The following is a 22657-nucleotide window of genomic DNA, read 5'->3' as shown; positions in this document are numbered from 1 at the left end:
CTGCTTCGCAGCCCATCGGGGATAAATCCCCTCGCCACAAAGCCCGCTTTCATAGGCGTGGCCTGTGTTACCGAGCCAATGTGGAACGGGACTGTTGCAAAGTGTGTCTAGACTCTCACTGTCCCTATCGAGTGAAAAACAATGACAACCACCACAGCCCATTACACCGGTGAAGAGCGCAGTAAGCGCATCTTCGCCATTGTCGGCGCTTCGTCCGGCAACCTCGTCGAATGGTTCGACTTCTACGTCTACGCCTTCTGCGCGATCTATTTTGCCCCGGCGTTTTTCCCTTCCGACAACCCGACGGTACAACTGGTCAACACCGCCGGTGTGTTCGCTGCCGGTTTTCTGATGCGACCGATTGGTGGCTGGATCTTCGGGCGCGTGGCGGATAAGCACGGGCGCAAGAACTCGATGCTGATCTCGATTCTGATGATGTGCTTCGGCTCATTGCTGATCGCCTGTCTGCCGACCTACAAGGACATCGGCGTCTGGGCGCCGGTGCTGTTGCTGTTCGCACGTCTGCTGCAAGGTTTGTCGGTGGGTGGCGAATACGGCACCACCGCGACTTACATGAGTGAAGTTGCGCTCAAGGGCCAGCGCGGATTCTTTGCCTCGTTTCAGTACGTGACGTTGATTGGCGGGCAATTGCTGGCGGTATCCTTGGTGGTGGTGCTTCAGCAGTTCCTCACCGAAGATGACCTGCGCGCCTACGGCTGGCGGATTCCGTTCGTGGTCGGTGCGGTGGCGGCGTTGATTTCGCTGTTCCTGCGTCGTTCGCTGAAAGAAACCACCAGCAAGGAAATGCGCGAGAACAAGGACGCAGGCAGCATCCGGGCGCTGTTTCGCGATCACAAAGCCGCGTTTATCACTGTGCTGGGTTATACCGCCGGTGGCTCGCTGATTTTCTACACCTTCACCACGTACATGCAGAAATATCTGGTGAACACTGCCGGCATGCACGCCAAGACCGCCAGCTACATCATGACCGGCGCGCTGTTCTTGTATATGTGCATGCAACCGCTGTTCGGCATGCTTGCCGACAAAATTGGCCGACGTAACTCGATGCTCTGGTTCGGCGCGCTGGGTACGCTGTTCACCGTGCCGATCCTGCTCAGCCTGAAGGGCGTCAGCAGTCCGTTTCTGGCTTTTGTACTGATCACCATTGCGCTGGCCATTGTCAGTTTCTACACCTCGATCAGCGGCCTGGTGAAAGCCGAAATGTTTCCGCCGGAAGTCCGCGCCCTTGGCGTAGGTCTGGCGTATGCGGTGGCCAACGCGATCTTCGGTGGGTCGGCGGAATTCGTTGCTCTGAGTCTGAAGGCCGGCGGCATGGAAAACGCCTTTTACTGGTACGTCACGCTGATGATGGCGGTGGCATTCCTGTTCAGTCTGCGTCTGCCGAAACAGGCGAAATATTTGCACCACGATCTCTAAACCGATGCGCGCGGGCCGCCATGGCCCGCGCCGGCAAGGACTGTTTATGACCCAGCGACCGGGCAATCAATTGTTTGATGCCTACTTCACTGCCCGCGATATGCGCGAGGTGTTCTGCGATCAGGGCCGCGTCCAGGCAATGCTCGACTTCGAAGCAGCGCTGGCCCGGGCCGAGGCTCGGGTCGGACTGATTCCAGCGTCCGCTGTTGCGCCGATAACCAACGCGTGCAGCGCTGAGCTGTACGACTTCGCGGCGCTGGGCGAGGCAATTGCCACAGCCGGTAATTCGGCCATTCCGCTGGTCAAGGCGCTGGGCAAGCAGATTGCTGCCACCGATGCCGAGGCCGAGCGTTATGTGCATTTGGGCGCAACCAGTCAGGATGTGATGGATTCCGGGCTGGTTCTGCAATTGCGTCAGGCGCTGGGTTTGATCGAAGGGGAATTGGCGCAACTCGCCGATTCACTCGCCACTCAAGCGCAGCGTCATGCGGCTACGCCGCTGGCCGGGCGCACCTGGTTGCAACACGCGACACCGGTGACCCTAGGCATGAAAATCGCCGGATGGCTGGGGGCTGTGACTCGCAGCCGTCAGCGTCTGCGCGAACTCAAGCCGCGTCTGCTGGTGCTGCAATTCGGCGGCGCGTCGGGCACCCTCGCGGCGCTGGGCGAGCAGGCATTGCCGATCGCTCAGGCCTTGGCTGAGGAACTGCAACTGACCCTGCCGGAACAGCCATGGCACACCCAGCGTGATCGCATCGTCGAGTTTGGCGCGGCGCTTGGTTTGATCGCCGGGAGCCTCGGTAAGCTCGGTCGCGACATCAGTTTGTTGATGCAGACCGAAGCGGCGGAAGTCTTCGAACCGTCGGCGCCGGGCAAGGGCGGTTCCTCGACCATGCCGCACAAACGTAATCCGGTGGGCGCGGCGGTGTTGATCGGCGCGGCGACGCGCGTGCCGGGGCTGGTGTCGACATTGTTCAGTGCGATGCCACAAGAGCACGAACGCAGCCTCGGCCTGTGGCATGCCGAATGGGAAACCCTGCCGGAAATCTGCTGCCTCGTTTCGGGATCGCTGCAACAGGCGCGATTATTGGCCGACGGTTTGGAAGTCGACGCCGCACGCATGGCGCGCAATCTCGAATTGACCCAAGGGCTGGTGCTGGCCGAAGCGGTGAGCATCGTCCTCGCGCAACGGGTCGGCCGCGACACCGCGCATCACCTGCTCGAACAATGCTGCAAACGTGCGGTGGCCGAACAGCGCCACTTGCGTGCCGTACTCGGTGACGAGCCGAAAGTCACCGCCGAACTGAGCGCCGCTGAACTGGATCATCTGTTGAACCCCGCCCATTACCTCGGCCAGGCGCAAGTCTGGGTCGAGCGAGCGGTGGCCGAACACAACGCGTTGACTGTCTGAAGGAGAGGGCTGTGGCTTTCGTTCAACTCGCCGATGGCGAACTGCACTATCAATTGGAAGGCCCGGTCGATGCGCCGGTGCTGGTGCTGTCCAACTCGCTGGGCACCGATCTGCACATGTGGGACGCGCAAATGCCGGCGTTTACCGAACACTTTCGCGTGCTGCGTTTCGACACCCGTGGCCACGGCCAATCGCTGGTGACGCCGGGGCCTTACAGCATCGAGCAATTGGGCCATGACGTGCTTGGCTTGCTGGATGCGCTGCACATCGAGCGCGCGCATTTTTGCGGACTGTCGATGGGCGGCTTGATCGGTCAGTGGCTGGGGATCAATGCCAGCGAGCGTCTGAACAAGCTGATTGTGTGCAACACCGCAGCGAAAATCGGCGATCCATCGGTGTGGAACCCGCGTATTGAAACCGTACTGCGCGACGGCGCGGCAGCCATGGTTGCCCTGCGTGACGCGTCGATTGCGCGTTGGTTTACGCCGGATTTTTCGCAGGCTCATCCGGCCGCGGCCAAGCAGATTACCGACATGCTCGCGGCCACTCATCCTGAAGGCTACGCGGCCAATTGCGCGGCGGTACGTGATGCGGATTTCCGCGAGCAGTTGTCTTCGATCAATGTGCCGTTGCTGGTGATCGCCGGTACTGAAGATGCGGTGACACCGCCGTCCGGCGGGCATTTCATTCAGGAGCATGTGCGCGGCGCCGAGTATGCCGAGTTCTATGCGGCGCATTTGTCCAACGTGCAAGCCGGCGCTGATTTCAGTGATCGCGTGTTGGCGTTTTTGCAGGCTAAGTGAGGAAGTTTTTGTGGACGAGAAACAACGTTACGACGATGGCATGCAGGTACGCCGAGCGGTGTTGGGCGATGCCCATGTCGATCGCAGCCTGACCACGCTGACCGAGTTCAACTCGGAATTCCAGGAGATGATCACCCGTCACGCCTGGGGCGATATCTGGACACGTCCGGGCTTGCCTCGGCATACCCGCAGCCTGATCACCATCGCCATGCTGATCGGCATGAACCGCGAAGGTGAACTCAAACTGCATTTGCGCGCAGCGGCCAACAACGGCGTGAGCCGTGGCGAGATCAAGGAAGTGATCATGCAGAGCGCGATCTATTGCGGGATTCCGGCGGCGAATGCGACGTTCCACCTGGCGGAATCGGTGTGGGATGAGCTAGGAGTCGAATCCCGGGATTAGTCGTTGGCCGGTCCGACGCCACCGCGAGCAGGCTCACTCCCACATTTGGAATGCGTTCCCCTGTAGGAGTGAGCCTGCTCGCGATAGCGGTAGCGGATGCGACAAATCAGACACGGGCGACAATAAATATCCGCTTGAACGGAAACAACGTATGCCCATCACCCTCCTGCGGATAATGCGCATGCACCCGCATCAGGTAGCGGTAGATGAACCGCGACTGCTCCTCTGAGTTCAGCGCTTGCATCACCGGCCGCAGCGCCGAGACCTTCACCCAGTCATACACCGGCGATTTGCCGTCGACCACCTGCAATTGCTCGGTCTCCCAGATATCCAGCGATTGGGTCATTGGCGCGAGCAAGCGGTAATAATCCTGCAACGACAGTAACGGCCGCGCCGCCATGCGCTCACGCAGTTGCGCGGTGCCGAGCGGCGTACGGCCGGGGCCAGCGTCATAGAGGGTGTCGAGCATCAGCCGATACCACAACGCATCGCGCCAGTCGGGCATATGCGCCGCCAGACAACCGCCCGGATTGAGTTGGCCGAGCAGGCGCGGCAGCACGGTGTCGTGGCCATCAATGAAGTGCAGAACAGCGGCGGCGAGAAGCAGGTCGGCTGGTTGCTCGGGCTGCCAATCGAGCAAGTCGCAATGTTTCCATGTGGCGTTGATCGGCAGCCGGCGAGCCTCGTTGAGCATTTGCGCGGAACTGTCGACACCGTGCAATTGCGCGCTCGGCCAGCGCTGGGCCAATAGCTGCGTGGCAATGCCGGTGCCGCAGCCGAGGTCATAAATACGTTTGGGATTATTCAGCTCGACACGGTCAAGCAGTTCGTTTACCGGGCGTTGCCTTAGACGAGAAAATTGCTGGTACGCCTTGGCATCCCAGTCTGGTGCTGCGTTGCCTCGAGTGATCATGAGGCGGTCCTCCGGTGATCAACAGTGTCTTCCGATGACAGCCTGGCTCAAGTCTTGGGGACCAACATCAACAGATAACGGAAGCGGGAAGAGTGAAACACCTGAGTCCTTCAGGTGTTTTCTACTCTAATCGACCGCCCGCGAAGTGCCAGCCTAAATGACGGATGGCTCGCTGATATGTCTTTTTATGCACTAGCTGCGTTACAGCAAGCTGATCGGATAGCTGACGATCAAGCGGTTCTCATCGAACTCGTTGTTGCTGAAATCGCGGCGCATGGTCGAGTTGCGCCATTTGACGTTCAAGTCCTTGAGCGCGCCGCTTTGCACGGTGTAGCCCAGTTCCGATTCGCGGCCCCATTCCTTGCCATCGGTGATGGTCCCGGTGTGCACGTTGTCGCCGCTGATGTAGCGGTTCATCAGGGTCAGGCCGGGAATGCCGAGGGCGACAAAATTGTAGTCGTGACGCACCTGCCATGAGCGTTCCTGCGCATTGTCGTAACTGGCGTTGTAGCTGTCGTTGGCCAGCGTGCCGCCGCTGGTGCCGTTGACGCGCATCCACGCGCTGTCGCCGGTGAGTTTCTGCAGGCCGACGTAGAAGGTGTTGCCGCCGTATCGGGCCGAGAACATGCCCGACCAGGTCTTGTTGTCCAGATCACCGGCGCGGGCGCTGCCGTCATCCTTGCCGTAGAAAAAGCCGAGGTTGGCACCTAGCGTCCAGTCGCCCAGTGGCTGGCTGTGGATCAGGTTGACGTACTGCTGGCTGTAAATGTCCTTGAGTTCGGCGTTCCACAGACCGATCTGCGTGCGTTTTTCGTTGAACACATATTCGCCGCCCTGAAAGTTGAAGCGATCGGAGGTAAACGCGGCTTTGCCGGTCATCGACATGTCGCTCATGCTGCTGTCGTCGCGCGGGCTGTTGGCGCGGAACTGGCCGCCGTAGAGGGTCAGGCCGTCGATTTCCTTCGAGGTGATCTGGCCGCCACGAAAGGTTTGCGGCAGCGATCGACCGTCGTCCGAACGCAGGATCGGCAGTACCGGCATCCACTCGCCGACCTTCACTTCGGTCTGCGACAGCTTGGCCTTGAACGCAACGTTGGTACGGCCGAAATTGTCTGCCGGGCGGCCATCGTGATCCAGCGGCAGCAACTGGGTGCCGCCGGTGCCTTTGCCGCCATCGAGTTTCACCGAATACAAACCGAGTACGTCCATGCCGAACCCAACGGTGCCTTGGGTGAAGCCGGATTTTGCGTCGAGGATGAAGCTCTGCGTCCACTCTTCAGCCTTGCCCTGGGCCTTGGTCGGGTTGGTGAAGTTGCGGTTGATGTAGAAGTTGCGCAGGTTCAGATTGACCTTGGCGCCCTCGACAAACCCGGCTTCTTCAGCCGCGGCGGGCAGGGCGACGCCGGCCAGTGCAAGCGCGATCAGGCTGGGTAATGCGTACGGCGCAGTGGGATGTGTCATTGCAGATTCTCTTTTTGTTTTTTTGAGTCGAACGGGATCCGTTGCCGCCGCTTTCGGGGGCAAACATGAAGTTGCAGATTCGGGGATAAAGCGGCGGCGATCAGCCGGACAGGGCAGGGCGCGGGGGCATGGTGTCGAACCTGTTGTTATTGGTTTTGTGAAGTGAATGGTGCGGGGCGCGGAGGCGGGGTTTCAATCGGGGAAAGCGGGTTTTGGGCGATTATCGAACGCAAGATTGAGCCGGGTTTTGTGGTGACGCGAAGGGGGCAGCCCAGGCAACATCCCTTTCTGGTAGACAACAAAAAGCCCACCAAACGGTGGGCTCCTTGTGTTCACCCGATAATCAGAACAACTTCATCTTCGGTGCTTCTTCTTTCAGCGGTTCGTTCTGCGCGGTTTGCGCATTCCAGCCACCCCCCAGGGCCTTGTACAGGTTGACCGCACTGGTCAGCTGCGCGAGGCGGTCGGTGATCAGCGCTTGTTGGGCGCTGAACAGCTGACGCTGGGCATCGAGGAAGGTCAGGTTGCTGTCGACGCCGATACGATAGCGACGTTCGGCCAGGCGGTAGTAATCCTGGTTGGCCTGCACAAAGTCACGCTGTGCCTGCAACTGCTCGGTATAGGTCTGGCGCGCGGCCAGGCCGTCGGCGACTTCCTGAAAGCCGGTTTGAATCGCCTTCTCGTAGTTCGCCACGCCGATGTCCTTCTGGATCTTGGCGTAGTCGAGGCTGGCGCGCAGGCTGCCGGCGTTGAAGATCGGCAGGTTGATCTGCGGCTGGAACAGCCACGTCCCCGAACCACCCTTGAACAGACCGGAGAGGTCCGGGCTCAGGCTGCCCGCGTTGGCGGTCAGGCTGATGCTCGGGAAGAACGCTGCACGGGCTGCGCCGATGTTGGCGTTGGCGGCCTTCAGGTTGTACTCGGCTTGCAGGATGTCCGGACGACGTTGCAGCAGATCCGATGGCAGACCGGCCGGCACGTCGCTGAGCAGGTCGTCAGACAGCGGTTTGGCCGCTTGCAGATTGGCCGGGATACCGGTGCCGAGCAGCAAGGTCAGGCTGTTTTCATCCTGAGCCACCTGACGGGTATAACGCGCCAGTTGAGCACGAGCGTTTTCAACCGAGGTACGCGACTGCGCCAGGTCCAGTGCCGACGCGACACCGACTTCATTGCTGCGGCTGGTCAGCTTGTAGCTTTCTTCGAAGGCACCGAGGGTGTCCTGAGTCAGCTTGAGCAGTTCTTTGTCCGCTTGCCAGGTCAGATAAGCATTGGCGACGCTGGCAACCAGACTGATCTGGGTGCTGCGGCGTGCTTCTTCAGTGGCGAAGTATTGTTGCAGCGCTTGTTCGCTCAGGCTGCGAACCCGACCGAACAGATCGAGTTCGTAGGCACTGATGCCGACAGTGGCGGAGTAGGAGCTGGTGATGCCCGCTTCACCGGTCTGCGAGGCACGCGCCGGCACTCGCTGACGGCTGCCGCTGGCATTGGCCGAAACCGCCGGGAACAGGTCGGCGCGCTGGATGCGGTATTGAGCCGCGTAGGCGTCGATGTTCAGTGCCGCGACGCGCAGGTCGCGGTTGTTTTCCAGCGAAACCTGGATCAGCTGTTGCAGGGCTGGGTCATGGAAAAACTGCTTCCAGCCCTGCTCGGCAGCGGCCTGCGCCGGTGCCTGGGCCGGCGAGTACGCCGGCCCTTGCGGGTACTGGCCTGCGACCGGGGCCTCAGGCTGCTGATAATCAGGTATCAGCGAGCAACCGCTCAGCACGAAGGCGGCGACTGCGATGGAGAGTAGCGACTTGCTCATTGGCCAGCCTCTTTAGGAGTTTCTTTGGTGTCATCCTGGTCGGCGTTTTTGCGCTGGCCTATGGACGACACAGTGACGAAGAACAGTGGGACCCAGAAGATCGCCAGGATTGTGGCCGTGAGCATACCGCCAATTACGCCAGTACCGATCGCATGTTGACTGCCTGAGCCGGCGCCCGTGGAGATCGCCAACGGTACAACACCGAGTACGAAGGCCAGCGACGTCATGATGATCGGTCGCAGACGCATGCGGCACGCTTCAATCGCCGCATCGCGCAGACTGCGCCCTTGCTCGTGCAGCTCTTTGGCGAATTCGACGATCAGAATGGCGTTTTTAGCCGCAAGACCGATGGTCGTCAACAGGCCCACCTGGAAGTACACGTCGTTGGACAGACCGCGCAGGCTGGTGGCCATCAACGCACCGATGATCCCCAACGGCACCACGAGCATGACCGCAATCGGAATCGACCAGCTTTCATACAGCGCCGCCAGACACAGGAACACCATCAGCAGCGACAGGGCGTACAGCGCAGGCGCTTGCGAGCCGGACAGACGTTCCTCATAGGACAGACCCGTCCAGGAGATACCGACACCGGCCGGCAACTTCTTGGCAATCGCTTCGACTTCGGCCATCGCATCACCGGTGGAATAACCCGGTGCCGGAGAACCGAGCACCTCCATCGCTTCCACGCCGTTATATCGGGCCAGTTTCGGCGAACCGTAGATCCACTCGCCCTTGGCGAAAGCGGAGAACGGCACCATGGTCCCGGCGCTGTTGCGCACGTACCATTTCTTCAGGTCTTCAGGGCTCATGCGAGCACCGGCCTGACCTTGCACGTAAACCTTCTTCACCCGACCACGGTCGATGAAGTCGTTGACGTAGCTACTACCGAAGGAGATCGACAGGGTGCTGTTGATGTCGGAGAGGCTCAAGCCAAGGGCCTGGGCTTTCTCGTCGTCGATTTCCAGATGGTATTGCGGTTCGTCGTTCAGGCCGTTCGGACGCACCTGGTAGAGCACCTTGCTCTGTGCCGCGAGGCCGAGGAACTGGTTACGTGCTTCCATCAGTTTTTCGTGACCGATACCGGCACGGTCTTGCAGGAACACGTCGAAACCGGTGGCGTTACCCAACTCCAGTACCGCAGGCGGGGCGAAAGCAAACACCATCGCGTCGCGGAAGCTGAAGAAGTGTTGCTGGGCACGCTGTGCGAGTGCGAACACACTGTTGTTTGCGTCACGCTCGCCCCAAGGCTTGAGCATGATGAACGCCAGACCGGAACTCTGACCACGACCGGCAAAGTTGAAGCCGTTCACGGTAAACACCGAGGACACCGCACCCGCTTCTTTATCCAGCAGGTAGGTACGCATCTCGTCTATCACGACTTGAGTACGTTCGGCACTGGAGCCGGCCGGGGTTTGTACCTGAGCGAACAGTACGCCCTGGTCTTCTTCCGGCAGGAACGCGGTTGGGATGCGGGTGAACAGCCAGATCATGCCGACGACGATCAGCAAGTACGCCAGCAGGTACGGGGCCTTGCGCTGCAGCATATTGCCGACACCGCGCTCATAACTTCTGACGCCACGGTCGAAATTGCGGTTGAACCAGCCGAAGAAGCCTTTTTTCGGCGTACCGTGCTCACCTTTCGCAATGGGCTTGAGCATGGTGGCGCACAGCGCCGGGGTGAAAATCAGTGCAACCAGTACCGACAGGGCCATGGCCGAGACGATGGTGATCGAGAACTGCTTGTAGATCACACCGGTGGAACCGCTGAAGAACGCCATCGGCAACAGTACTGCCGACAGAACCAGGGCGATACCGACCAGTGCGCCCTGGATCTGGCCCATGGACTTCTTGGTCGCTTCCTTCGGTGACAGGCCTTCTTCGGCCATCACCCGCTCGACGTTTTCCACCACGACGATGGCGTCGTCCACCAGCAAGCCGATGGCCAGCACCATACCGAACATGGTCAGGGTGTTGATGCTGAAGCCTGCGGCGGCAAGGATGCCGAACGTACCCAGCAATACCACCGGCACGGTCATCGTGGTGATGACAGTGGCGCGGAAGTTCTGCAGGAACAGGAACATCACCAGGAACACCAGCACGATCGCTTCGACCAGGGTTTCAATCACACCCTTGATCGATTCGGTCACCACTGGAGTGGTGTCATACGGGAACACCACTTCCATGCCTTGCGGGAAGAACGGCTTGAGATCGTCAATCGTCTTGCGCAGCGCTTTGGCGGTGTCGAGGGCGTTGGCACCGTTGGCCAGTTTCACTGCCAGACCGGAAGCCGGGCTGCCGTTGAACTGAGCGGAAATGCTGGAGTTTTCACCACCCAGGCCCACGTCAGCGACATCGCCGACACGTACTTGCGAACCGTCCTGGTTGACCTTCAGCAGGATCGCCTTGAACTGCTCGGCAGTTTGCAGACGGGTCTTGCCGATGATTGTGGCGTTCAGTTGCTGGCCAGGCAGCGCTGGCAAACCGCCGAGTTGACCGGAGGAAACCTGAACGTTCTGCGCCGAGATCGCGGTGCTCACGTCAGACGGGGTCAGGTTGTACTTGTTCAACTTGGCCGGGTCGAGCCAGATGCGCATCGCGTACTGGGCACCGAAGACCTGGAAGTCACCGACACCGGCAGTGCGCGAGATCGGATCCTGCATGTTCGACACGATGTAGTTGGACAGGTCGTCCTTGTTCATGCTGCCGTCACGCGAGACCACGCCGATCACCAGCAGGAAGTTTTTCACTGCCTTGGTCACGCGGATACCTTGTTGCTGCACTTCCTGCGGCAACAGCGGGGTGGCCAGGTTCAGCTTGTTCTGAACCTGAACCTGCGCGGTGTCGGAGTTGGTGCCTTGCTCGAAGGTCGCGGTGATGGTCATGCTGCCGTCGGAGTTACTTTCCGACGACACATAACGCAGGTTGTCGATACCGTTGAGTTGCTGCTCGATCACCTGAACCACGGTGTCCTGCACGGTTTGCGCCGAAGCGCCCGGGTAGGTCACGGAGATCGCAATGGCCGGTGGCGCAATGCTCGGGTATTGGTTGATCGGCAACTTGAGGATCGATAGAGCCCCGACCAGCATGATCACCAAGGCTATTACCCAGGCGAAAATCGGACGGTCGATAAAAAATTTCGACATGAGTTACTCCCCTTTGCCGCCAGCGGCTTTGTCAGCTGCTTGAGCGGGGGCCGGGTTCTTTGTGCCTACGTTAGTCGCTTCGCTCGGGTTCACCTGCACACCCGGACGGACGTATTGCAGCCCTTCGGTGATCAGACGATCGCCGGCCTTGAGGCCGTCTTCGATCAGCCACTGGCTGCCGACGGTGCGGCTGGCCTTGAGCTGACGCAGCTCCACTTTGTTGTCGGCGCCGACGACCAGTGCGGTCGGGGTACCTTTGAGGTCACGCGTCACGCCTTGTTGCGGCGCCAGAATGGCGGCGGCGTTGACGCCGGCCTGCAACTGGGCGCGGACGAACATGCCCGGCAGCAGGGTGTGATCCGGGTTCGGGAATACCGCACGCAGGGTCACGGAGCCGGTAGTCGGGTCGACCGTGACTTCGGAGAATTCCAGCTTACCGTCGAGCTTGTACTGGCTGCCGTCTTCCAAAGTCAGTTTGACCGCCGCCGAGTTGTCGCCGGCCTTCTGCAGACGACCGCTTTCCAGCTCGCGGCGCAGTTCCAGCAATTCCACCGAGGACTGGGTGACGTCGACGTAGATCGGGTCGAGTTGCTGGATCGTCGCCATCGCATCGGTCTGGCCGTTGCTGACCAGCGCACCTTCGGTGACCGAAGAGCGACCGATACGGCCGGAAATCGGCGCGTAGACCTTGGTGTAACGCACGTTGATCTGCGCGCTCTGCAACGACGCTTCCGATTCCATGCGGTTGGACACGGCGGTGTCGTATTCCTGACGGCTCACGGCCTGTTCATCGACCAGTTGCTTGTAGCGGTCGGAGATCGACTTGGTCGAACGCAGGCTGGCTTCGGCGCTTTTCAGGGTCGCTTCATAGACCGACGGATCGATCTGATACAGCTGCTGGCCGGCTTTGACGTCGCCGCCTTCCTTGAACAGACGCTTGAGAATGATGCCATTGACCTGCGGTCGAACTTCAGCGATGCGGAACGCACTGGTGCGGCCCGGCAGTTCAGACGTGAGGGTGAACGCTTGGGGTTGAAGGGTGACGACGCCGACCTGAGGAGGCGGAGCGGCTGGGGCCGCTTCTTCCTTTTTACATCCGCTGAGCAGCGATGCCAGGGCGACGGCAGTGACCAGAGCGGTAACAGCTGGCTTGAATTGCATGAAGATCCTCGGGTCAGGCGCGCGAGAAGCGCACAAGAAGTGTGTAAGGGTAAAAAAATTTTGCTGGGTGGATAAGTAGCTTGCTAAGGAATATACTTACGTTCATGGTTGTTTGTAAATACCTTGGCTGCGTACCCACCCTGTTACAAAAGTCGTTGCAAGGTTTGAAATTGTAGGCCGGGGAGCCGATTCGCGAGAGATCGCCCCCTCTTTATTCAGCGGATATTCAGACATCCCTGAGACATCCTGTTTGAGGTTTTACTGCCATGGTCCGTCGTACCAAAGAGGAAGCTCAAGAAACCCGCAGCCAGATTCTGGAAGCGGCGGAGAAAGCCTTCTATGAAAGAGGCGTGGCCCGCACGACCCTGGCGGATATCGCGACAATGGCCGGTGTCACTCGCGGCGCCATCTATTGGCATTTCAGCAACAAGGCCGATCTGGTCCAGGCCATGCTCGACAGCTTGCATGAGCCGCTGGATGAACTGGCCAAAGCCAGTGAAAGCGAGGACGAACTCGACCCGCTGGGCTGCATGCGCAAGCTGCTGATTCATTTGTTTCATCAAGTTGCGCTGGATCCGAAGACCCGGCGCATCAACGAAATTCTGTTTCATAAGTGCGAGTTCACCGATGAAATGTGCGATTTGCGCCAGCAGCGCCGGGCGGCCAGTCTCGATTGCAATCTGCGTATCGGGCTGACCCTGCGTAATGCGGTGAATCGCGGCCAGTTGCCGGACGATCTCGACACTGCCCGCGCAGCCATCAGCATTCATGCCTATATTGATGGCCTCCTCTATGGATGGCTGTTGGCGCCAGACAGCTTTGAACTGCACGCCGAAGCCGAGCGCTGGGTCGATACAGGGTTGGACATGCTGCGCCTGAGCCCCAGCCTGCGCAAATGAAACAAAATGCGTAATTGGCACAGCTTGTGTCAATTGGCCTGCTTTTATATACGTTCGCGGCGCGCAGTTTATATGTAGCGAGCTACGTATTTTGTAGGGATTTTGTGTCGTGTGTGTGAACGGTTGTTAGCTGCCTCCCTATCGGGCGCCCAAGAAAAAGCCCCGGCTCTTGCGAGTCGGGGCTTTTGTGTTTCTGCCTGCCTCTTACTGAATAAGGCTTACAGCGTCGGGTAGTCGATGTAGCCGACCGGGCCTTTCGCGTAGAACAGCTCTGGGCGAGCTTCATTGAGCGGCGCATCGGCCTTCAAACGCGCCGGCAGATCCGGGTTGGCAATGAACGGCACACCGAACGCCACGGCGTCAGCCTTGCCGCTGGCCAGCCACGCGTTGGCGCTGTCCTTGGTGAAGCGCTCGTTGGCGATGTACGGGCCGCCGAACGCTTCTTTCAGTTGCGGGCCGAGGCTGTCGGCGCCTTCTTTCTCACGGGAGCAGATGAAGGCGATGCCACGTTTGCCCAGCTCGCGAGCCACGTAAGTGAAGGTTTCAGCCAGATTGTCGTCGCCCATGTCATGGGAGTCGGCACGCGGTGCCAGGTGCACACCGACACGGCCGGCGCCCCAGACTTCGATGGCGGCGTCAGTCACTTCCAGTAACAGGCGGGCACGGTTTTCCAGGGAGCCGCCGTAGTTGTCGGTGCGCTGGTTGGTGCTGCTTTGCAGGAACTGGTCGAGCAGGTAGCCGTTGGCGCCGTGGATTTCCACACCGTCGAAACCGGCGGCTTTGGCGTTTTCGGCACCGGTGCGGTAGGCGTCGACAATGTCGGCGATCTCAGCGGTTTCCAGAGCACGCGGGGTTGGGTAGTCGGCCATTGGGCGCACCAGGCTGACGTGGCCCTTAGGCTGGATGGCGCTTGGGGCGACCGGCGCTTCGCCGTTCAGGTACGACGGGTGGGAGACCCGGCCGACGTGCCACAGTTGCAGGAAGATCTTGCCGCCAGCGCCGTGAATGGCTTTGGTCACGTTGGACCAGCCGCGCACCTGATCGTTGGACCAGATGCCCGGGGTGTCCGGGTAGCCGACGCCCATCGGCGTCACCGAAGTGGCTTCGCTGAGGATCAGGCCAGCCGAGGCGCGTTGCACGTAGTACTCGGCCATCAGCGCGTTCGGCACGCGGCCTTCGTCGGCGCGGCAGCGGGTCAGCGGCGCCATGATGATGCGGTTGGACAGCTCGACGTCGCCCAGTTTGATCGGATCGAAAATAGTTGCCATGTCTACAACCCTCGTCAGTGAAGTGGTTAATCAGTGGGTAGCGGGGGCCAGATCGGCATTGCCGTTCTGACGGAAAGTAATCAGGGTCACCAGCAGGGCGAGTACCGCTAAAGCTGCTGCGGCCAGAGGCACGCTGGTCAGGCCGAAACCGTGGGCGATGACGCTGCCACCGACCCAGGCACCGAGGGCGTTGCCGACGTTGAACGCGCCGATGTTCAGGGTCGACACCAGGTTCGGCGCCGCCTTGCCGAAGGTCACTACGTTGATTTGCAGCGCTGGTACGGCAGCAAAAGAAGCGGTGGCCCAGAGGAACAGGGTGATTTCAGTCGGGATCAGCGAGACGCTGGTCCAGCTCAGCACGGTGGAAACCACGGCCATCGCCACGAACACGCCGATCAGCGTGGCGCCCAGGCGTTTGTCCGCCAGTTTGCCGCCGATGATGTTGCCAACAGTCAGACCGAGGCCGATCAACAGCAGGGTCCAGGTCACGCCTTTTGGCGAGACACCGGTGACATCGCCGAGCAGCGGGGCAACGTAGGTGAAAAGGGTGAACATGGAGGCTGCGAACAACGCGGTCATGCTCAGCGACAGCCAGATGCCGGCGCCTTTGAGGGCGGCGAGTTCGGCGCGCATGTCGAGTTTTTCTTCGTCACGCTTGGCCGGCAGGAAGCGGATCAGGCCGATCAGAGCGATCACACCAATCACCGTCACTGCCCAGAAGGTCGAGCGCCAGCCGGCTTCCTGACCCAACGCGGTGCCCAATGGCACGCCAAGGACGTTCGCCAGGGTCAAACCGGTGAACATCAAAGCGACTGCCGAAGCGCGTTTGTTCGGTGCCACCAGACCTGCGGCCACTACCGAACCGATACCGAAGAACGCACCGTGGCACAACGCGGTGACGACACGGGCAAACATCAGCACGTTGTAGTCACTGGCGATGGCGCAAAGCAGGTTGCCGACGATGAAAATGCCCATCAACGCCACCAGAGCAGCCTTGCGCGGCAGTTTGGCGGTGGCCAGTGCCATGAACGGTGCACCAATGGCCACGCCCAGGGCGTAACCGGTCACCAGCCAGCCGGCGCCGGGGATCGACACACCGAGGTCGGCCGCCACATCGGGCAGCAAGCCCATGATGACGAACTCGGTGGTGCCGATGGCGAAGGCGCTCAAGGCCAGGATGAGTAGCGAGAGGGGCATTTAAATCAATTCCTTGTGGGAGCGCTGAGCTCTTTGACGAGGGCGTCGAGGAACGCCTGAATCACGTCCTCGTTGCGTTTGAAGAAGTGCCACTGCCCGGCCTTCTGGCTGCTGATCAGCCCGGCGCGTTGCAGGGTGGCGAGGTGGGCGGAAACGGTCGACTGCGACAGGCCGCAGCGTTGATCGATCTGCCCGGCGCAGATGCCGTACTCGTGGTTGTGAATCTGTTCCGGAAACTGGGCTTTGGGGTCTTTCAGCCAGATGAGGATGTCTCGCCGTACTGGGTGTGCCAGGGCTTTTATTATTTCGTCGAGGTCGATGTTCATGGCTTGGGCTCGTGATGTCTGTAGCGCTATATCGCGATGAGGCGAACTTTAAATCGGTACTTCGCGATATACCAATATGAATTTGATCTTACGACCGCGTAAATCGGTATATCGGGTTATAACGATACGTTGAGTGTATTGAAACGAAGGCGCAGTGCTAAGCTGCGCCCATGAACTATCTCGCACATTTGCACCTCGGTGGCCAGCGCCCCGAGCAATTACTCGGCAGCCTGTATGGCGATTTCGTCAAAGGTCGGCTGCAAGGGCAGTTTGCTCCGGAGCTCGAGGCGGCCATTCAACTGCACCGACGGATTGACGTTTTTACCGATCGCCATCCTTTGGTGGACATCGCGCTGGGGCGATTTTCCGAGACCCGGCGACGTTACGCCGGGATCGTCCTTGATGTGTTTTTCGACCATTGCCTGGCGCGGGACTGGAGGTTGTACGCCGATCAGCCGTTGGAGCAGTTCACCGCTGATGTTTATCGCGTGTTGTCTCGCGAGCAGCAACTGCCCGAGCGACTGGCGAAGATTGCGCCGCACATGGTCGCCAATGACTGGTTGGGGTCGTATCAGGAGTTTGAAGTGCTGGAACAGGTGTTGCGCGGGATCTCCCGGCGCCTGACCCGGCCGGAAGAGTTGGCGGGGGCGATGCAGGAGTTGCGGCGGTTGTATGAGCCGCTCAGTGAAGACTTTGCGTTGTTCTACCCGCAGCTTCAGGATTTTGCCCAGAACTGCGGATTACAGAAAATCTGATGTAGGAATGAGCCTGTGGAGAGGGGATTTATCCCCGACGGGTTGCGCAGCGGCCCCAAATTCTGCAATCGCGGTTCGCCAGGTAAATCGCGTGCATAAATTTGCGACTGCTGCGCAGCCGATCGGGGATAAATCCCCTCGCCACAATGATCATGCGTATGCGGTCGGGTATTCAGGCCGCGATAGCCGGACGCATCGGGGCTTGTTGTTTTTCCGGGATCGCCCCAAACAACACCTTCTGCACCGCCTGCTGCGCTTCGAACGCCAGCGCCGCGCGCTCCCGGCCCTGACAGGCAATCGGCTTGAGCAGATGCACCTCGACATCGCCGCAATCATTGCTGAACAAGCGCATCAGGTGCGACAGCAAATCATCGTCACCAATGAACGGCGCCAGCGCATCGATTTCGCCGTCACGCAGATAACGGATTGCCACCGGTTGCAGCATCACTTGCGAATCAATCGCCGCCGACAGCAAGCGACCGTGAAAAGTACGCAGCGAACGGCCGTCGGTGGTAGTACCTTCCGGGAACATCAGCAGCGAGTGATCGGTTTGCAGGTGACGGGTCATCTGCTTGCGGATCAACTGGCTGTCGCCCGAACCGCGACGGATGAACAGGCTGCCAGCCTTGGCCGCCAGCCAACCGGCCACCGGCCAGGTGCGCACTTCGGCCTTGGATAGAAACGACAGCGGCGTGAGCATGCCGAGCAGCGGAATGTCCGTCCAGGAAACGTGGTTGCTGACCCACAGCATCGGCTGTTTTGGCAGCTCACCGTGAACGCTCACACGAAAGGGCAGGGCATTGCTCAGGCGCGCCATGAAGAAGCGCGACCAGCGTTGGCGGCGTTCCATCGAATGCGCCAGGCCAATGCGTTCGAACACGCCGAAGACAGTGGCCATGCTCAAGCCCAGCGAGACCACCAATAGCACTCGCGCGATCCGCGCGTACACCCGCAGGCGACTCATTACACGGCCGCCTTGAAGTGTTTGGCGTAGCGTGGGCAGAGCTCGTCGCGCTTGAGCAGGATGAACACGTCGGCGACCTGGAAATCTTCATCCCAGCACGGCTCGCCGCAGATCTTCGCGCCCAGACGCATATAGGCTTTGAGCAGCGGCGGCATTTCGGCGATCACGTTTGATGGAATATCCAGAGTCGGCAACGGCTTTTTCGGCTCGGCGCGCAAGTGTTCGGTGCACAGATAACGTTCACGCAGACGCTGCATGATCGCGTGGGCCTGCACGCCGCCGTCCTGCATCGGAATGCTCGCGCAACCCATCAGGTAGCTGTAACCGCCCTGATTCAACACTTCGGCGAGTTCGCCCCACAGCACGGCGATGGTGCCGCCGTTGCGGTAGGCCGGGTCGACGCAGGTGCGGCCGATTTCGAGGATCGGGCCTTTCAAATGGGCGAGGCCATGCAGGCTGAACTCTTCTTCGCTGTAGAACTTGCCCAGGGTGCTGGCGGCGGTGTGATCAAGTAACCGCGTGGTCGCCACCAGGCGCCCGGTGTTCAGGTCTCGCACGCCGATGTGGCTGCAGTGAACATCATAATCATCCATGTCCAGACCCAGTTCTGCGCCTTTCAGCTTGGCGTTGAATTCGCCGCTGAATACGCTGAATCGCAAGGCTTGGGCTTGCTGCAAGGCCTCGGCGCCGATCAGGCGTTCGGCTTGCAGACGGCGTTCATTGCCGGTGTCGCTGATGCGGGCGATCTGAGTCATGTGAATCTCCGTACGGGCCTTTAACCCGTCGTGGGTTGCAGCCGATCGACTTTCTTTATGCAGCCGTGTTGTGCAAAGTCAGGCTATGTAGCCCCGGTGTCATCGCCATGAAAGTTTGGTGATGCTTATATGACAGCCCACAAGGAGCCTCTTATGCCCTGGTCAGATCTGCTCGAAAGCCGCGAACGATTGCCCGCCGTGGCTGACCTGGCGGAGGGTTTTGCGACGTTGTTGCATGAACTGGGCAACGTCACGCCATTCGAATTGGCGATGGCGGGCGGGCGGCGGATGGCGACGCCGGGGCTGGCGTTTCTGGTCGGTTATCAGGCGGCGTTGCGCATGCTGTGGCCGAGTGCACCGCTGAGCCTCGGCGCGCTGTGTGCGACTGAACAACGCAGCTTGCGCCCGGCCGACATGCAGACCCGGCTGACCGACTTGCGCCTGAGCGGGCGCAAGGATTTCGTCACCGCCGGCGATGCGGCGGACTGGCTGTTGATTGCCGCGCGCAGCGAAGAACCCGGTCGAACGCCGCGCCTGAGTCTGGCGGTGGTGTATCCCGGCGAGCCCGGCGTGACGGTGGAAAAACTGCCGGCACTGCCGCTGATGCCGGACATCAGCCATGGCCGGCTGCAGCTTGATAGCGCGCTGTGCGAGTTGCTCGCGGGGGACGGTTGGGATGCTTACGTCAAACCGTTTCGCACGCTGGAAGATGTCTATGTGCTGAGTGCGATGACCGCTTGGCTGTATGGCGTCGGTCAGGACAGCGACTGGCCACAGTTACTGCAATTGCGTTTGCTGGCGTTGTTGGCAGGGTGCGCGGAAGCCAGTCGGCAGCCTCCTAACAATCCGGCCGGGCATGTGTTGTTGGGTGGATTGTTTGCGCAGTTTGATTCGTTGAAACCGGAGATCGATCAGGCGTTGGCTGGAGGCAATCCGGAGTGGGCGGCGATGTGGCAGCGCGATCAGTCGGTGATGCAATTGGCTTCGGGCGCCAGGGCCAAGCGGCTGGCCAAGGCTTTGGCGCAGGCCTGACCGGCTTCTTCGCGAGCAGGCTCGCTCCCACAGTTAATCGAGTTTCTTCAGTTGGAGTGCGATCAAACTGTGGGAGCGAGCCTGCTCGCGAAGGCGGCCTCAACATCACTACACATCTGTCATAAACCCCGACTACCCTCAGCAGGTTCTCCCCAAGAGCCCTCACCATGTTCAAAGGCCTGTCCCTGCTTCTTTTGCTGATCAGCGCCACCGTTCAGGCCGAACAATGGCCAGACGAGCAATGGCCGGTCGGCCCGCAGATTACAGCGATTAAAGACCTTGAGACCTACGCCTTCCCACCCCGCGACGACACCACCCGCCAAGGCATCCGCACCGACGCCTTGCTGATCATCCGCGACGGCCAGGTCATCTACGAACGCTACGCCGGCCCGACCACCGCCGACACCCCGCACTTGACCTGGTCGATCAGCAAAAGCCTGATGGCCACCGTGCTCGGTGTGGCTTACGGCGAAGGTCTGTTCAAACTTGAAGACGCCGCCGTGAAGTTCTACCCGGCGCTGGAAAAACACCCGGCCATCGCCCTCGCGGATCTGCTGCACTGGGCCTCGGGAATCGACTGGCAGGAAGACTACGAATACGCCCCGCTGAAATCCTCGGTGGTGGCGATGCTTTACACCCGTGGCCATCGCGACATGGCCGCGTTCACTGCCGATCACGATGCCTATGCGGAACCGGGGCAGGCCTTCCGTTATTCCAGCGGCGACAGCAATCTGCTGGCGGCCGCGTTGAAATCCATCGTCGGCCCGCAGCGTTATTCCGACTATCCGTGGACAGCCCTGTTCGAGCCTTTGGGTATTCGCAGCGCGGTGTGGGAGACGGATGCGAGCGGCACTTTTGTCGCTTCGTCTTACGCCTATCTCACCGCGCGGGATCTGGCGCGAGTCGGTCTGTTGATGGCCCGCGACGGACGCTGGAATGATCGGCAATTGCTGCCCAAGGACTGGGTCGCCTTCAACCTCAAGCCGTTCGCCGGTTATAAGGCCCAGCAGGACGAAGCCGTACCCGGCGGTCAGTGGTGGCTCAATCGCCCGGCGGATGGCGCGCCATCGCCCTGGCCCGACGCACCGCCCGGCACCTTCGCCGCCCTCGGCCATTGGGGGCAGGCGCTGTACGTGATTCCCAGCGAAAAACTGGTGATCGTGCGCTACGCCGATGATCGTGACGGCAGCTACCGGCACAACGAATTGCTCAAGCGTGTACTGAAGGCGGTGCAGCCATGAAGCGCTTCTTGCTGGTGCTGCTTGTATTGCTGCTCGGCTGGATCGGGTACGAGCGCGAAAATTTGTGGGCCTTCCCCGACATCATCAGCGCCTACACCGCCAAGGAATATTGTTCGTGCCGCTACGTGATGAATAACGACGCCGAGTATTGCCGTGGCTATGTGAAACAGTGGCTGCCGACCAGCCGCTTTGCCGATGAGCCTTCGAGCAAAACCATCACCGTCAGCGGCATGGGCCGCACAAACAAAGCCCAATGGCTGAGCGAGCGCCAGGGCTGCCGTCTCAGTCCTTGAAAAAACCCAATCCCCCTGTAGGGTTCGATGAAGTCAGGTTCCACCCTGTGGAACCACATTCGATTGTCCTCGCGCGCATCTCGCGGTTATCTGGCGGTGAGCACGACCTGCCTTGTACGTGTCGTGAAATCTGACCGAACAAAAAGACCGGGAACACCCGCGCGAGGAGAACTGTCATGCCCCGACATCAGCACATTCTGGCCTGGCTCAATGATGTGGCCAGCGACCTGCACGCCACCCGCCAGGACATTCACGCTCACCCCGAACTCGGCTTCGAGGAAAATCGCACTTCGGCGCTGGTCGCCCAATCGCTCGAAAGCTGGGGTTACGAAGTCCATACCGGCATCGGCAAGACCGGCGTGGTCGGCGTGCTGCGCAACGGCAGCAGCTCGCGAAAACTCGGTCTGCGCGCCGACATGGACGCCTTGCCGATCATCGAGAACACCGGCGTCGCCTACAGCAGCCAGCATCAGGGCTGCATGCACGCCTGCGGTCACGACGGCCACACCGCGATGCTCCTCGGCGCCGCGCGTTATCTGGCCGCAACCCGCCAGTTCGACGGCACCCTCACACTGGTTTTTCAACCCGCCGAAGAGGGCCAGGGCGGCGCCGAAGCGATGCTCGCCGATGGCCTGCTCGAACGTTTCCCGTGCGATGCGCTGTTCGGCATGCACAACATGCCGGGCCTGCCTGCCGGGCACCTGGGCTTTCGCGAAGGGCCGATGATGGCGTCGCAGGATCTGCTCACCGTGACCATCGAAGGCGTCGGCGGCCACGGTTCGATGCCGCATTTGGCAGTTGATCCGCTGGTTGCGGCGGCGAGCGCTGTCATGGCGCTGCAAACCGTTGTTTCGCGCAACATCGATGCGCAACAGGCGGCAGTGGTAACGGTCGGTGCGCTGCAAGCAGGGGAGGCGGCCAACGTCATTCCGCAACAGGCAATCCTGCGCCTGAGCCTGCGTGCGCTCAACGCTGAAGTGCGGGTACAGACCCTCGACCGCGTGCGCTCGATCATTGAAACCCAGGCCGAAAGTTTCGGCTGCACCTCGCACATCGAACACCGCCCGGCCTACCCGGTGCTGGTCAACCACGCCGCCGAAACCGAGTTCGCCCGGCAGGTTGGCGTCGAGTTGGTCGGCGCCGACGCCGTCGATGGCAACACACCAAAATTGATGGGCAGCGAAGACTTCGCCTGGATGCTCCAGCGTTGCCCCGGCGCGTATCTGTTTATCGGCAACGGCGTGTCGCGGCCGATGGTGCACAACCCCGCGTATGACTTTAATGACGACATCCTGCTGACCGGCGCGGCGTATTGGGGCGCGCTGACCGAGAGCTGGCTCAAGCCGGCCTGATTTCTTCACTTTCTGCTGCCGCTGAACCCCGGGCTC

20 protein-coding genes are annotated in these 22657 nt (G+C 60.5%); 10 read left to right on the top strand and 10 right to left on the bottom strand.

The annotated features are described in order from the left end of the window. Positions 1 to 141 precede the first annotated feature (141 nt). Genes ACIOVB_RS07110 through pcaC form a run of 4 tightly spaced genes read left to right on the top strand, consistent with a single transcriptional unit; the run spans position 142 to position 4054 of the window. Positions 142 to 1437 carry an MFS family transporter gene (locus tag ACIOVB_RS07110; RefSeq protein ID WP_401266169.1) on the top strand — a complete coding sequence of 432 codons (1296 nt, stop codon included), beginning with the start codon at positions 142 to 144 and terminating at the stop codon, positions 1435 to 1437. A 46-nt stretch (positions 1438 to 1483) separates the two neighbouring features. After that, the gene (locus ACIOVB_RS07105; protein WP_401266166.1) at positions 1484 to 2848 is read left to right on the top strand and encodes a 3-carboxy-cis,cis-muconate cycloisomerase; all 1365 of its coding nucleotides are present in this window, start codon (positions 1484 to 1486) and stop codon (positions 2846 to 2848) included. Positions 2849 to 2859: 11 nt separating this feature from the next. Then, a complete protein-coding gene (pcaD, locus tag ACIOVB_RS07100; RefSeq protein WP_401266163.1) occupies positions 2860 to 3651 on the top strand; it encodes a 3-oxoadipate enol-lactonase in 792 nt (263 codons plus the stop codon). Between the two features lie 10 nt (positions 3652 to 3661). Beyond that, the gene (gene pcaC, locus ACIOVB_RS07095) at positions 3662 to 4054 is read left to right on the top strand and encodes a 4-carboxymuconolactone decarboxylase (protein WP_007957838.1); all 393 of its coding nucleotides are present in this window, start codon (positions 3662 to 3664) and stop codon (positions 4052 to 4054) included. Between the two features lie 106 nt (positions 4055 to 4160). Here pcaC and ACIOVB_RS07090 read toward each other — a convergent pair whose 3' ends face one another. The 5 genes from ACIOVB_RS07090 to emhA all read right to left on the bottom strand — a co-directional run bounded on the left by ACIOVB_RS07090 (position 4161) and on the right by emhA (position 12539). Continuing rightward, complete coding sequence (locus ACIOVB_RS07090) at positions 4161 to 4967, bottom strand: methyltransferase domain-containing protein (protein ID WP_401266161.1); 807 nt, start codon at positions 4965 to 4967, stop codon at positions 4161 to 4163. Between the two features lie 201 nt (positions 4968 to 5168). Beyond that, a complete protein-coding gene (locus ACIOVB_RS07085) occupies positions 5169 to 6428 on the bottom strand; it encodes an OprD family porin (protein ID WP_401266159.1) in 1260 nt (419 codons plus the stop codon). Between the two features lie 343 nt (positions 6429 to 6771). Further along, the gene (gene emhC, locus ACIOVB_RS07080) at positions 6772 to 8232 is read right to left on the bottom strand and encodes an efflux RND transporter outer membrane subunit EmhC (RefSeq protein WP_401266156.1); all 1461 of its coding nucleotides are present in this window, start codon (positions 8230 to 8232) and stop codon (positions 6772 to 6774) included. Beyond that, on the bottom strand, positions 8229 to 11378 hold the full coding sequence (gene emhB, locus ACIOVB_RS07075) for an efflux RND transporter permease subunit EmhB (RefSeq protein ID WP_401266154.1): 3150 nt from the start codon (positions 11376 to 11378) through the stop codon (positions 8229 to 8231). The genes emhC and emhB overlap by 4 nt, the downstream gene beginning before the upstream one ends. 3 nt (positions 11379 to 11381) lie before the next feature. Then, on the bottom strand, positions 11382 to 12539 hold the full coding sequence (gene emhA / locus ACIOVB_RS07070; RefSeq protein WP_401266152.1) for an efflux RND transporter periplasmic adaptor subunit EmhA: 1158 nt from the start codon (positions 12537 to 12539) through the stop codon (positions 11382 to 11384). A gap of 266 nt (positions 12540 to 12805) precedes the next feature. On the opposite strand from emhA, the gene emhR reads away from it, so the two are divergent. Beyond that, on the top strand, positions 12806 to 13438 hold the full coding sequence (gene emhR, locus ACIOVB_RS07065) for an efflux system transcriptional repressor EmhR (RefSeq protein WP_187681160.1): 633 nt from the start codon (positions 12806 to 12808) through the stop codon (positions 13436 to 13438). A 218-nt stretch (positions 13439 to 13656) separates the two neighbouring features. On the opposite strand, the gene ACIOVB_RS07060 is transcribed toward emhR, so the two are convergent. Genes ACIOVB_RS07060 through ACIOVB_RS07050 form a run of 3 tightly spaced genes read right to left on the bottom strand, consistent with a single transcriptional unit; the run spans position 13657 to position 16229 of the window. Continuing rightward, the gene (locus tag ACIOVB_RS07060; protein ID WP_187681161.1) at positions 13657 to 14706 is read right to left on the bottom strand and encodes an alkene reductase; all 1050 of its coding nucleotides are present in this window, start codon (positions 14704 to 14706) and stop codon (positions 13657 to 13659) included. A 30-nt stretch (positions 14707 to 14736) separates the two neighbouring features. Continuing rightward, positions 14737 to 15903 (bottom strand): MFS transporter, encoded by a 1167-nt coding sequence (locus tag ACIOVB_RS07055; protein WP_401266150.1) that lies wholly within the window; start codon positions 15901 to 15903, stop codon positions 14737 to 14739. A 5-nt stretch (positions 15904 to 15908) separates the two neighbouring features. Next, the gene (locus ACIOVB_RS07050) at positions 15909 to 16229 is read right to left on the bottom strand and encodes an ArsR/SmtB family transcription factor (RefSeq protein WP_401266147.1); all 321 of its coding nucleotides are present in this window, start codon (positions 16227 to 16229) and stop codon (positions 15909 to 15911) included. Positions 16230 to 16399: 170 nt separating this feature from the next. Between ACIOVB_RS07050 and ACIOVB_RS07045 the strand changes: the two genes are divergently transcribed. Continuing rightward, positions 16400 to 16984 (top strand): ACP phosphodiesterase, encoded by a 585-nt coding sequence (locus tag ACIOVB_RS07045; protein WP_401266144.1) that lies wholly within the window; start codon positions 16400 to 16402, stop codon positions 16982 to 16984. Between the two features lie 172 nt (positions 16985 to 17156). On the opposite strand, the gene ACIOVB_RS07040 is transcribed toward ACIOVB_RS07045, so the two are convergent. Both ACIOVB_RS07040 and olsB read right to left on the bottom strand, forming a co-directional pair. Continuing rightward, positions 17157 to 17948 carry a 1-acyl-sn-glycerol-3-phosphate acyltransferase gene (locus ACIOVB_RS07040; RefSeq protein WP_187681164.1) on the bottom strand — a complete coding sequence of 264 codons (792 nt, stop codon included), beginning with the start codon at positions 17946 to 17948 and terminating at the stop codon, positions 17157 to 17159. Next, positions 17948 to 18703, bottom strand: a complete 756-nt coding sequence (gene olsB / locus ACIOVB_RS07035) for an L-ornithine N(alpha)-acyltransferase (RefSeq protein ID WP_187681165.1) — start codon at positions 18701 to 18703, stop codon at positions 17948 to 17950. Before olsB ends, ACIOVB_RS07040 begins: the two co-directional genes overlap by 1 nt. Positions 18704 to 18856: 153 nt before the next feature. Between olsB and ACIOVB_RS07030 the strand changes: the two genes are divergently transcribed. From ACIOVB_RS07030 to ACIOVB_RS07015, 4 genes are all read left to right on the top strand, one after another. Then, complete coding sequence (locus tag ACIOVB_RS07030; protein ID WP_401266141.1) at positions 18857 to 19735, top strand: acyl-CoA dehydrogenase; 879 nt, start codon at positions 18857 to 18859, stop codon at positions 19733 to 19735. 167 nt (positions 19736 to 19902) lie between these two features. Continuing rightward, positions 19903 to 20976 (top strand): serine hydrolase domain-containing protein, encoded by a 1074-nt coding sequence (locus ACIOVB_RS07025; RefSeq protein ID WP_401266139.1) that lies wholly within the window; start codon positions 19903 to 19905, stop codon positions 20974 to 20976. After that, on the top strand, positions 20973 to 21269 hold the full coding sequence (locus tag ACIOVB_RS07020) for an amidase (protein ID WP_401266137.1): 297 nt from the start codon (positions 20973 to 20975) through the stop codon (positions 21267 to 21269). The genes ACIOVB_RS07025 and ACIOVB_RS07020 overlap by 4 nt, the downstream gene beginning before the upstream one ends. Positions 21270 to 21445: 176 nt before the next feature. Further along, positions 21446 to 22621 carry a M20 aminoacylase family protein gene (locus ACIOVB_RS07015; RefSeq protein WP_401266135.1) on the top strand — a complete coding sequence of 392 codons (1176 nt, stop codon included), beginning with the start codon at positions 21446 to 21448 and terminating at the stop codon, positions 22619 to 22621. Positions 22622 to 22657: the final 36 nt, after the last annotated feature.

This window comes from Pseudomonas sp. NPDC087639, assembly GCF_044743385.1.
GTDB lineage: Bacteria > Pseudomonadota > Gammaproteobacteria > Pseudomonadales > Pseudomonadaceae > Aquipseudomonas.
Note: the sequence above shows the minus strand (reverse complement) of the source record. Positions and strands in the feature narration are given on the sequence as shown.